Source organism: Bacteroides faecis, assembly GCF_020091505.1.
Lineage (GTDB): Bacteria > Bacteroidota > Bacteroidia > Bacteroidales > Bacteroidaceae > Bacteroides > Bacteroides faecis.
On record NZ_CP081916.1, the window covers coordinates 2,116,199 to 2,127,731 of the forward strand.

Annotated in this window: 8 protein-coding genes; 3 read left to right on the top strand and 5 right to left on the bottom strand. The window is 45.4% G+C overall.

The window, feature by feature from the left end; genetic code table 11:
• Positions 1-19 precede the first annotated feature (19 nt).
• Positions 20-1,438: an IPT/TIG domain-containing protein gene (locus K6V30_RS08360; protein WP_224207276.1), complete on the bottom strand. Its 1,419-nt coding sequence runs from the start codon at positions 1,436-1,438 to the stop codon at positions 20-22.
• Between the two features lie 161 nt (positions 1,439-1,599).
• Entirely contained in the window at positions 1,600-1,866 is a 267-nt protein-coding gene (locus K6V30_RS08365; RefSeq protein ID WP_141758197.1) for a hypothetical protein, read from the bottom strand.
• 161 nt (positions 1,867-2,027) lie between these two features.
• Here K6V30_RS08365 and K6V30_RS08370 point away from each other — a divergent pair, with 161 nt between their 5' ends.
• Genes K6V30_RS08370 through K6V30_RS08380 form a run of 3 tightly spaced genes read left to right on the top strand, consistent with a single transcriptional unit; the run spans position 2,028 to position 8,728 of the window.
• A complete protein-coding gene (locus tag K6V30_RS08370) occupies positions 2,028-4,172 on the top strand; it encodes a hypothetical protein (RefSeq protein ID WP_055268557.1) in 2,145 nt (714 codons plus the stop codon).
• 36 nt (positions 4,173-4,208) lie between these two features.
• On the top strand, positions 4,209-6,245 hold the full coding sequence (locus K6V30_RS08375) for a beta-L-arabinofuranosidase domain-containing protein (protein ID WP_055268558.1): 2,037 nt from the start codon (positions 4,209-4,211) through the stop codon (positions 6,243-6,245).
• Positions 6,246-6,292: 47 nt separating this feature from the next.
• A complete protein-coding gene (locus tag K6V30_RS08380) occupies positions 6,293-8,728 on the top strand; it encodes an alpha-L-rhamnosidase C-terminal domain-containing protein (RefSeq protein WP_055268559.1) in 2,436 nt (811 codons plus the stop codon).
• A gap of 12 nt (positions 8,729-8,740) precedes the next feature.
• Here the strand turns inward: K6V30_RS08380 and K6V30_RS08385 are convergent, their stop codons facing one another.
• The 3 genes from K6V30_RS08385 to K6V30_RS08395 are packed head-to-tail and all read right to left on the bottom strand — an operon-like array spanning position 8,741 to position 11,511.
• Positions 8,741-9,541, bottom strand: coding sequence for a LytR/AlgR family response regulator transcription factor (locus K6V30_RS08385; protein WP_055268560.1), 801 nt, complete (start codon positions 9,539-9,541; stop codon positions 8,741-8,743).
• Positions 9,538-10,599, bottom strand: a complete 1,062-nt coding sequence (locus K6V30_RS08390; RefSeq protein WP_029425284.1) for a sensor histidine kinase — start codon at positions 10,597-10,599, stop codon at positions 9,538-9,540. Before K6V30_RS08390 ends, K6V30_RS08385 begins: the two co-directional genes overlap by 4 nt.
• Before the next feature lie 18 nt (positions 10,600-10,617).
• Positions 10,618-11,511 (bottom strand): efflux RND transporter periplasmic adaptor subunit, encoded by an 894-nt coding sequence (locus K6V30_RS08395; RefSeq protein WP_010536587.1) that lies wholly within the window; start codon positions 11,509-11,511, stop codon positions 10,618-10,620.
• Between the last annotated feature and the right edge of the window lie 22 nt (positions 11,512-11,533).

The following is an 11,533-nucleotide window of genomic DNA, read 5'->3' on the forward strand; positions in this document are numbered from 1 at the left end:
TTCAATGTCTGTTTATATTTTATTCAATGGCTATAAAACGAATACGCTTGTTGCCTCGGTCTGCAATGTAAAAAGTACCATTGTCTTCATCATAGGCAATTCCTGTAGGTTCTAAGAAACGGGCTTCCGTGCGCAAGTCACCATCAATATATCCATCGACTTTTCCGTCGGCAGATGCGGTACCCCGACCTGCATAGGTAGACACGGCTCCTTCGGGAGTAATTTTGCGGATACAATGATTGCCGGCATCACAAAGATAGAAGTCATATACATCTTCTTTTCCTGCATTGACATAGTCTTTATTTTTAACGAATACACCTTGGCACGGGCTGCTGAAACGTGCGTCGCTTCCCATTCCATCCTTGTATCCACTAGTAAACAGTTCTCCGGCAACCTTATAGGGAGGTTGCAATTCTCCATTATTATAGTCACATCTAAGTACACTTTCAAGTCCTACCACATAGAGGTACTTTCCTTCCGGATGGAACACCAGCGAACTGGACCATCCTTCCCGGTCGTTTTCTATCACATTAAACAGCTGCTTGGATTCCCATTGCTGTGTCTGCTCGTTGAACTGAGCCTTAGCTTTCATGATGGCAGCTTTAAAATAGGTATTGTAGTATACTGACTTGGAGGTAGGATGTACTGCACAAGAATAGCTGCATCGGTCATAAACATAAGGATTGGCACTGTTGAAATGTCTGGAGCGGAGCAGATAGGCGACAGCCATCATTCCTTTGTCACCGCGACCGTTGTCGTCAGCAATGAAGAGTGTGTCTCCGTCGGGATGGAACGTCAGCCCCTGCATTCTGAAGAAGCCGCCCTGTCCGTTGGTAACCACTGTTGAGACGTCTTCATTATCCAGGCTTATTTTGCGCAATGCAAGTTCCTGCTCCGTCAAATACAGTGCTTTTTCGTCCCCATATTTATCCAAAGCAAGCCAGTACGGTTTGGTAAATTCGGCATCTTTGAAACTTCCGTCCTTCATGGCCGAGTGCCCTAGTTCATCGACCTTTCCGCAGAGCGTGGATACCATGATTTTAGACTGGTAGCTGAACTTCTGTTCGAATGTGTAGTCAATCACCATTTCTCCTTGTTCGTTTTCAATCTTGACGTTAACGTCACCATTGAAAGCCCGTCGGGGAACCATGCAATGAATGGCATTGCCGTTGGCACCTATTACTTTGGCACTTTGTTCTCCGATACTTACATGAATTTTAGAAACATCATTTCCAAAATTACTGCCGTAAATGTAGAGGCGGGTGCGGAGTGCTCCTTCGGTCGGAGTGAATTCTGTGAATACCACAGGCTGCGAAGGATCATAAACTTCTGAGTTTTTCTTGTCATCTTGGCAAGAGGTTGAAAAGAAACCCATCAAAGAGCAAATAAGCAGGCAAATCAGACTTTGCCTATTACTTTTAGCTTTTTTCTGTTTCATAAATAAATTAGATTTAATAAATAAGTAAATTATAAACATTTCGTTCTGTCACTGTCGTCCAATCTTTACCACTAAAAATATACCTTGAAATCCAACTGAAAAACTTTAAAATGGCCATTTATGCATAGGATCTCATTATCTGTGTACTGACAAATAATCGTTCATATGTTATTCTTGTTTTTTCTGATATCATGCAGAATGCGTGCTTGTAATTGCCGGCGTTCGTCTTCCGGCATTTTATCCTCATTTAAGCGTATGGACAAGACTGTTTCTTTCGTCCGTTCCATGATCGCTGTCTGGTCCGGATGTTCTTCCACCCATGTCCGCCAGTGTCTGTCCAACTCTTTTGTCGGATTCAGACACCATAGGATAAAATTCTCATCATTCAGCATTTTCATGTCTCTATATATAGATATGTCATTCTTCATCACTTGGGGGCTTTTATTGGATAAACGCAAAAAGATTTTTTTTATCCCCACGAAAAAGAAGAAAAATATGGGGGCAAAAAATAAACTTTTGCGTTTCTTTTAATAAGAGCTTTTAATAAGTTGCTTATATTTATGTATTAATAATTATCTAATTATTTTTTATGAGAAACAAAACCTCTTTTCATTCAGGCAGGATATATTTCTTGTTAGTATTGGGTATATTAGGTTATCCCCTGATGGTGGGCAATGCACAAACAGTGTCAGGGAAAATAGATCGGAAAGCACTTGTGACGAGGCACAACTTGTTGATTAAAGACCGTAACCTGTATGGTCCTACACAAGTGGGTAACGGTGAGTTTGCATTCGGCTTTGATATTACCGGCCTTCAAACTTTCTCTAACAGTGCCAATACCATGTCCAATTGGGGCTGGCACCAGTTTCCTAGCCCCAACGGACAAAGACCGGAAGACTTCAAAGGGCAGGAATGGGATACACAAGGCAGAATGGTGCGATACGATGTGCAAAATCCGGAACAGCAGGATTTGAGAAACTGGATGGTACAGAATCCGCAGAGAATCCATCTGGGACGTGTAGGATTGGTCTTGAAGAAGAAAAACGGATCTATTGCTTCATTGGGCGATTTGCAAACTCCGGAACAGGTCTTGGATTTATGGAGTGGAATATCGACCAGTACTTTTAGTGTATCCAGTGAACCGGTAACGGTTACTACCATCGGGCATCCTTCGAAGGATGCGATTGCTGTGCGCATTAAATCCAGAAAGGTAGCGGAAGGATCGATCGGTATTTTTATAGATTTTCCGTATGCCAGTCTGCACGAGTTTGGCAATGGCGCGGACTGGGAAAAGCCGGACAAACATCAGACCAATGAAACGGTAAATGGCAGGCAGGCTTGTTTTCAACGCACAATGGATGATACTCGTTATGATGTGAGGATGTCATGGGATCAGCAGGTGGACTTTAAGAAGATAAAGGGGCATCGGTATGAATTGATGCCTGTGACAAAGTCAGATGAAATCTGCTTCATTGTTTGCTTTGATAAGGAAAAGGATCAGTCGCCACTTCCTACATTTGCGCAGACAGAGCAGGAAAGCATTAAACACTGGGCAGATTATTGGCAAAGTGGTGGTGCTATCGACTTATCGGAAAGTAAAGATCCCCGCTGGAAAGAGCTGGAAAGAAGAATTGTTCTTTCGCAATATATAATGGCTGTGAATGAGGCCGGTTCTCTTCCTCCGCAGGAAAGCGGACTGGTGAATAATGGATGGTATGGCAAATATCACCACGAAATGATTTGGTGGCACTGCACGCATTATGCTTTATGGAACCGATGGCCGTTGATGGATAAAATGATGGAAGTTTATCCGGATAATCTGGAGATGTACAAGAAATCGGCTAAAGCGCAGGGATACAAGGGAGTACGTTGGCCTAAAACAATCGGAGACCGGACTTGGTGGGAGTGGCCTAATGAGACAAATCCCCTGCTGATCTGGCAACAGCCGCATGCAATTTTCTTTGCCGAACTCGATTATCGGGCACATCCTACCAGGGAAACTCTGGATAAATGGAAGGAGGTTGTATTTGAAACAGCCAACTTTATGGCTTCTTATGCCTATTATAATAAGAAAGAGAAGCGGTATATTCTAGGTTATCCTGTTCAGGTGGTGTCCGAAAATTGTGATCCGAGAATCACTTACAATCCTACGTTCGAACTGAGCTATTGGCTGACCGGATTGCGGATAGCGCAGGACTGGGAGAAACGTCTGAAGGTAAAAGCGAATCCGGAATATGAGAAAGTGAGAACGAAATTGTCCAAGTTACCCGTCAAGGATGGTGTGTATGTTTCGTGGGAAAACATCACGGATATGTGGACAAAGTATAATTTTGAACACCCGGCTTTGATAGGGGCTTACGGAATGCTTCCGGGAGATGGGGTCGATATACCTACTATGCAGAGAACTCTTGACAGAGTAGAGCAGGCATGGCAGTTCCACGAAACGTGGGGATGGGACTTCCCCATGCTCGCAATGACCGCTGCCCGCTTGGGAAAACCGGAAAAGGCACTGGAATATCTGTTGAGTTATGCTACCGAGTTTGCCTTTGAAGATCATGGACTGGTAGGTGGTGGCAGGGCTCCTTTTCCATATTTTCCGGGTAATGGCGGTTTGCTGTATGCTGTAGCCATGATGGCGGCGGGATGGGATGGTGCTCCTGATGTGCATGCCCCCGGATTCCCGCAGGACGGTTCATGGACGGTAAAATGGGAGGGATTAAAGAAAGCTTTATGATCCGACTTTTGAAATTTTGACGTATATTTGTGATATATGAAAAAGAAACTACTATTGATCATTGGTGCTGTCACCCTGTATAGTCATGTCTGGGCACTGCACGTTTTTCCGGAATGTTATTCGGACAACAGATATCCGTTGGTTCGCAAACCCTATATGGAACTGCCGTTGGGGAGTATAAAAGCTAAAGGCTGGTTGCTGGAAATGTTGCAGCGGCAGCGAAACGGCGCTTCCAGTCAGATGGATGTGCTGTATCCGGAAGTCATGGGTACGCGCAACGGCTGGCTGGGGGGAGACGGTGACCAATGGGAGAGAGGACCTTACTGGATTGACGGGCTTCTGCCCCTGGCATATATCCTGGATGATAAGGAGATGAAGGAAAAGATACAGCCGTGGATTGAATGGAGTCTGGCAAGCCAGCGTGAGGATGGCTTCTTCGGACCTGCCAAGGATTACAGTCCGGAGTTCGGCCTTCAGCGTGATAATTCATCCGACTGGTGGCCGCGAATGGTTGTCCTGAAGATCATGCAGCAATATTATTCGGCAACCGGAGATGAACGGGTGGTCGATTTTATGACAAAATACTTCCGCTATCAGTTGGCAACGCTGCCTGCCACTCCTTTGGGAAAGTGGACTTTCTGGGCGGAATTTCGTGCCTGTGATAACCTGCAGGCTGTTTATTGGCTCTATAATATTACGGGAGATTCTTTCTTGCTTGATCTGGGGAAACTATTGCATCAGCAGAGTTACAATTTTGTAGATATGTTCCTTAACCGGAACGACCTTTCCCGCAAGAACAGCATTCACTGTGTGAATCTGGCCCAGGGAATCAAAGAACCTGTTATTTATTATCAGCAGGACCCCGACAAGAAGTATCTTGCCGCAGTAAAGAAAGCATTTGCCGATCTCCGGCATTATAACGGACAGCCTCAAGGCATGTACGGAGGTGATGAAGGATTGCACGGCAATGTCCCTACGCAAGGTTCCGAGCTTTGTTCGGCAGTGGAAATGATGTTCTCGCTGGAGAAAATGATGGAGATTACCGGAGACTTGACTTTTGCGGATCATCTGGAGAAGATAGCCTTTAATGCACTTCCTACGCAGATAACGGATGATTTCATGCATAAGCAATATTTCCAGCAGGCCAATCAGGTAAAGATAACCCGGGGCGTTCATAATTTCTATGAAGATGCATTCCATGACGGAACGGACATTATATTCGGTTCGTTGACCGGATATCCTTGTTGCTTCTCCAATATGCATCAGGGATGGCCTAAATTTACACAGAGTCTTTGGTTTGCCACACCGGATCAGGGCATTGCTGCTCTGGCTTATTCTCCTTCTGAGGTTACGGTGAAGGCGGGCGGAGGCAACAGGATAAAGATTGTGGAAGATACATTCTATCCTATGGATGATAAGATACAGTTTACAGTCAGTTTCCCGGACAAGGCAGATAAGAAGAAAAGCATTGAATTTCCGTTTCATCTGCGGATACCGGGGTGGTGTGAAGAGGCTGTGATTAGTGTGAATGGAGTGCGGCAGATGACTGCTAAAGGAAATACGGTTGCCGTTTTGAAACGTGCATGGAGAAATGAGGACCGTGTATTGTTGCACCTTCCGATGAAGGTGACTACAAGTAACTGGTTCGAAAATTCTGTAGCAGTGGAACGTGGCCCTCTGGTGTATGGACTGAAGATGCGGGAAGACTGGCAGAAGAAAGAGTTTCCGGAAGCGGAAGTGCCTCGTTTCGGTAAATATTATTATGAAGTGACTTCTCCCGATAAATGGAATTATGGTATTCTTACTTTTGACCGGAATAAGACGGACGAACATTTCAGTGTGAGCATCGACCCGGAGAAACAGAAGAGCAAGTATCCCTGGAATGTAGAAAATGCTCCTGTCCGGATCAAGGTGAAAGCTAAGGAACTCCCTTATTGGAAGCTTTATAACGAAATGGCGGGACCTATTCCTTTCTCCACTTGCAGGAGCAACTGCCCTGTAGAAGAGATCACCCTGATTCCGTATGGCTGTACCACTTTGCGAATCAGTGAATTTCCGCTGGTGCATTGGTAAATTGAGATAGATAAACGAAGTGCATGTTCAAACGATGATTGTTTCTTATGTCCGCCAGATACTTTCTCTTTCTGTTATTATATATTGTATCGCTCTCCTGTCATGCACAGACGGTTCTCTGTGATGTATCCGGTATCGAAGCGCCTTATTCGCCTGTAAATGGCAGCTTTACAGGCAAGCAGGTACCACACTCCCCCGACCCGTTGGTGGCTTTCAGATGGAACAATCCTGAATGGACGGACAGTCTTCAAGTCTATGTACTTGCCCCTGTCAGCGTGGAGGCGGACAAGAGTGAAAATGTCTCAGTAGTGGACGCAGCCAATTTGAGGGTGGACGGACCGTGTGAATTGATGTTCGACTTTGGTAGGGTGAGTGCCGCCTGGTTTGAGTTCGAGTCTGCCGATCTGGATGGGGAAGTAGAAATGAGTATCAGTGAGTTCAATGAACCGGCAGTGTTTAACGTAGGCTCTCAGCATCCCCGAAAGACAGCTTCGCCTGTACGGCATGGCAACACATGGCGTCTGGAGTTGAATGACCAGCTCTATGAAGGTGTCCGTTTTGCATGGATTCATATCCATTCTTTGAATAAGCCTGCACGGATATCTTCGGTCCGTCTGGTCTGCCAGGTGAAGCCTGTCAATTATGAAGGTAGTTTTGCCTGCAGTGATACGTTGCTTTCGCGCATCTGGTATACGGGGGCCTACACAGTCAAACTGAATTTATTGCAGAATTATTTTGGTGCTATATTGATGGAACGCAGTGACCGACATTCATGGACGGGGGATGCGCATACCTCTCAGGCTGCCTCCATGGTGGCTTTCGGTAACTATGATTTTGTGAAGCAAAACCTCCGCTATACTTCCACCCAATATAATGGCATTGCCAGTTATTCCCTTTATTGGGTATTGAGTCTGATTGACTATTATATGTATACCGGTGACAAGGCTTTGCTGGATGAGATGCTGGAAAATGCCTGTCAGAAACTGGACATTGCCTACCATCATTATGATAAAGACCCGGTCATTGCTTTTTATGGCTGGGATGAACGTTTGGGCGGATTTGAGAGTCCTACTGCCGAGGCGAAGCATGCTTATAGAATGCTTTCCATACAGGCATGGAATAAGTTTGCTTCCATTCTTGACCATGCGGGTTATGAAGAACTGGCAACCAGATATCAGCGATATGCCCGGGAAAAGATTGATTCGTTGCGTATGAATCCGGATTGGACAGACAAATTGGGGGTACATGCGGCAGCCGATGCTATTAATGCCGGATTTGCGAATAGAGAAGAGCAACGGCGGCTTTTGTCCAAAGCTCTTTCCGACCGTATGCAGAGACTGTCTTATTCTCCGTTCAATCAATATTTTATCATACAGTCCCTGGCCGAAATACAGGAATATGATAAGGCTTTGGCAACCATCGATGATTGTTGGGGAGGGCAGATCCGCTACGGAGGAACTACTTTTTTTGAAGTCTTCCGTCCTTCGTGGAATACAATTTCCCGTCCCAATGATGCTCCGGTCAATAATCAATGCGGGTATACCAGCCTGACACACCCGTGGAGTGCAGGAGTTACCAAATGGCTTAGTGAAGAAATCCTGGGTGTCAGGCCGACCAGTCCGGGATTCGCTACATTTATCATTAAACCCCATCTTTCCGCCGGTGTCACTTGGGCAAAAGGTACCGTACCTACTCCTAATGGAAATATCGTGGTATCGTTTGATCTGAAGTCGGGCGAATACCTTTTTACCGTACCTGCCAATACAACGGCAGATATTGCGATACCTAAAGGCGGATATAAAATAAACAAAGTGACATTGGACCATAAGCGGATAGCTTCTATTGGGAAGGATGAGGATTTCATTTATTGCAGGGGCATTTCTCCGGGTGAGCATCGGATGAAGGTTCATCATTCGGGAAAGATGTCCCCATCGGTGGATGAACCTTTCGTCTATGAAAATGAAACGTTCAGAGAGGACATCGAAACCAAAGGTAACTGGCGGAATAAATATGGTAAACAAGGCTATATATTGTGTAGCTACGATAGTCTGTCAGACCGGACCCGCCTACCGGATTTTATCCGGGATGTAAAATTCTCAAGAAATGGGAATACCCACTGGATAACTTCCACTACGGATATCCGGGCACTGGAGTCGGACAAGGAGGAGTCGGGAAGAAATCTGGGAGCAGCACATACGCGTGATCCGTTAGTCTGTCTGCAGACCATGACCATCGACCTGTCCGGTGAAAAAGACCGGGCATATCAATTGGCGCTTTATTTTGTCGATTGGGATAGAAAAGGACGGCGTTCTGCCATAGAGGTTTTCAATTTGGAGACAAAGAAATTGATTATGCCGGTATATATGGTCAGAGAGTATCAAGGCGGGAAATACATTGTTTTCAATGTCGACCAGCCTGTAAGGATCAGAATTAATCAGGTTCGGGGCGATAATGCGGCATTAAGTGGGTTGTTTTTCGATTGAATTGTGCTGGACTCACTTATTGCACTTCTTCCTCGCGAACCATTCTTTAAACTCTGCCACCCGTGCCTTGCTCACCAATATCTTTTCAGAAATACTGGGATAGCGTAAATTGATGGACAACCGGCTGTTGAACCATAGATCAATATCTTTGATAGCTTCCCTTGAAATCAGATATTGGCGGTTGGCACGAAAGAAAAGAGCCGGGTTGAGGCATTCAGCCAGTTCGTCTAAAGTTTGTGGAAAGTAGTGTTCCGTCCCATCGGTCAGGACAGCCTTTACCTGGCAATCTTTGATGTAGAATAATTGAATCATATCTACTGAGACCGGTAACAGTTTATCCCCTTTGAGCGGAATAAGAAAATGGGTTTTGTAGTTTTCTTGTTTTTTCAGTGAATGGATCAGTTGCAGCCATTCCATGTCTTGTGAAGACTGCTTTCCGACAGAAGAACTACCGGAGGCGTTCAGGCTATTCAGCTTTTCGAAGGAGTGCTCAATATCTTCCTTTCCGATAGGTTTTAAAAGATAATCGATGCTGTTCACCTTAAAGGCACGTAAAGCATATTCGTCATAAGCAGTAGTGAAAATGATAGGGCATGTGATACTTATATGCTCAAAGATTTCGAAGGCAGACCCGTCTGCCAGATGAATGTCCATAAACACCAGATCGGGCATCGGATGGGAACCGAACCATTCGATTGTGGAACCGATGCTGTCGAGCACAGCATCAATCTCTGCCTCCGGTTTGACTTCGTAAAGTAACGAAGTCAGGTTGCGTACAGCAGCCTTTTCATCTTCTATAATGACTGTTTTCATTGCTTTTCATCAATAAGGGGGATACATACGGTAAATTCCTCATCCTCCGTGATTTGTATATCTTGTTTAAATAGAAGCCGATAGCGTTTAGCAAGATTGACCAAGCCGATGCCTGTGCCCGGAGTCGCAGTCCATTTCGGTTGGATGGCATTGCTGACGGAAAGCTTTTCTTCTTTCTTGTTTGTCGTAATATGGATTGTAAGCGGTTTGCGATTACTGATTTCGTTATGTTTGACAGCATTCTCTATCAGCATTTGTATCGACATTGGCGGCACCCGGTATTCTTCGAGAGCCTTGTCTGTCTGTATGTCGAATTGTAGATTGTTTTCATAACGCATTTTCAATAAGAATATGTAAGCGGATGCAAACTCCAGTTCTTCCCGGAGGGTGACACTCTGCGATTCGTTATCCTGCAGGGTATAGCGTAGTACGCGGGAAAGTTCCTGAATATAATCCTGTGCTTTATCTTGGTTCTCTCGTACCAGCGAACGCAATGTATTCAGAGAATTGAATAACATATGTGGGTTGAGCTGGTTTTTCAGCACCTCGTATTGATTGCGGATATTCTCGGCTTGCAGTTGCTCATTTTCGACAAGCACGGATTGCTGGCGGCGGACGAGATAGATGATATAGCAGCTACTGGTGACGAGGCAAGCTATGATGAAGTCGCGCAAAGGATGCAGGTAGTGATGTACCATTGCATCGATAGCCGGTATGTCGAAAGACTTGTGAAGGAATACGAAAACTTGTCCCAGCAGGTTGCTGAGAATCCAGGTCAGGACAAAGGAAAGGACTATTTTAGTTCCCGTAATTTTGATGGTAGCCTGGTTGAAGTGGAACAGACGTGTGTTGACGGCGAAAAGGATCAGCAGCGAAAGGAAGGTGAAAAAGATTTCATTGGCTACGTCCATAAACTGCATTCCGGGAAAAAGCGTATGGCTCTCAAAACGGTCGAAGAGCGATACTGACTCCGGGAAATGGATGAGCACAGCCACCATTAAAGAAATGATGACTGTGAAAAGGAAGTACTTATCTTTTTTTATTGCTTTCAGTATCATGCTGCAAAGATAATTAATTTAATGCTTTTGGATGTGTGCGGTGACATACATTCCCGGTCGGAATTGCGGATTCGTCTCTTTGATGGAAGCATAGACTTCGAGTGAACGATTGGTTTCGTCCACTTTTTGTCCGATGGAGACTACTGTGCCATGGAATGTCTGTTTGCCCATTCCGTTGACTCGGAACTGTACCGGACTGCCTGTCTGCATATCTGCAAGATCTTTTTCATACGTAGTCAGGCAGAGTATCGGGGTACTTTTATCGATGATTTCGCAGAGCGCTTCTCCGGGATTGATATATTTCCCGACATTCATGGCCACGTTGGCAGCATAGCCGCTGATAGGAGTCCTTACTTCCAGCAGAGGCTGTATTCCGTCTTTAAGCAATGTCTCCGGGCTGATGCCTAAGAGTGAAAGCTGGGCGGCAGCAGCGTCCTGACGGCTTTTCATGGAGAGATAATCCGCTTTGCTTTGCTGGTATTTCTTTTGTGAGGCTGCTTGTTCGGCAGAAAGGTTCTTCTGACGTTCGAATTCGGCCTGAAGGTATTCGGTTTGTGCGTGGCTGTCCAGATACGTTTGCTGCAAGGTGATAAATTCCGGATTCTCTAATGTGGCGATAACTGCGTTTTTGGATACATATTGTCCCGGAAGTAGTGAGGTATTCTTCACTACTCCTCCCATAGTCAGAGCGATGGTTGCCTGACGTTGAGGCGGGAGGACAATCCGCCCGTTGAATGAAACTTGGTTGGGCTTTGAAGTTGCGGAAGTAATGGCGTCTACTTCCGGTTGTGCGGTCGTGTCGGCTGCAACTTCGGAGACAGGGACTGTGACGCTTTCAGTATCCGTCGTTTGCTGATTTCCTTTGCATGCTGTCAGAGCGAGCAGAAGGACAGGATAAAATATCTTTTTCATATGCTGTTTTTTTATAATTGGG

What these genes read in the sequence shown, in the direction of transcription:
- K6V30_RS08360 (WP_224207276.1), bottom strand. Translation starts at nt 1,438, where the DNA reads ATGAAACAGAAAAAAGCTAAAAGTAATAGGCAAAGTCTGATTTGCCTG.
- K6V30_RS08395 (WP_010536587.1), bottom strand. Translation starts at nt 11,511, where the DNA reads ATGAAAAAGATATTTTATCCTGTCCTTCTGCTCGCTCTGACAGCATGC.
- K6V30_RS08380 (WP_055268559.1), top strand. Translation starts at nt 6,293, where the DNA reads ATGTCCGCCAGATACTTTCTCTTTCTGTTATTATATATTGTATCGCTC.
- K6V30_RS08365 (WP_141758197.1), bottom strand. Translation starts at nt 1,866, where the DNA reads ATGAAGAATGACATATCTATATATAGAGACATGAAAATGCTGAATGAT.
- K6V30_RS08385 (WP_055268560.1), bottom strand. Translation starts at nt 9,541, where the DNA reads ATGAAAACAGTCATTATAGAAGATGAAAAGGCTGCTGTACGCAACCTG.
- K6V30_RS08390 (WP_029425284.1), bottom strand. Translation starts at nt 10,599, where the DNA reads ATGATACTGAAAGCAATAAAAAAAGATAAGTACTTCCTTTTCACAGTC.
- K6V30_RS08370 (WP_055268557.1), top strand. Translation starts at nt 2,028, where the DNA reads ATGAGAAACAAAACCTCTTTTCATTCAGGCAGGATATATTTCTTGTTA.
- K6V30_RS08375 (WP_055268558.1), top strand. Translation starts at nt 4,209, where the DNA reads ATGAAAAAGAAACTACTATTGATCATTGGTGCTGTCACCCTGTATAGT.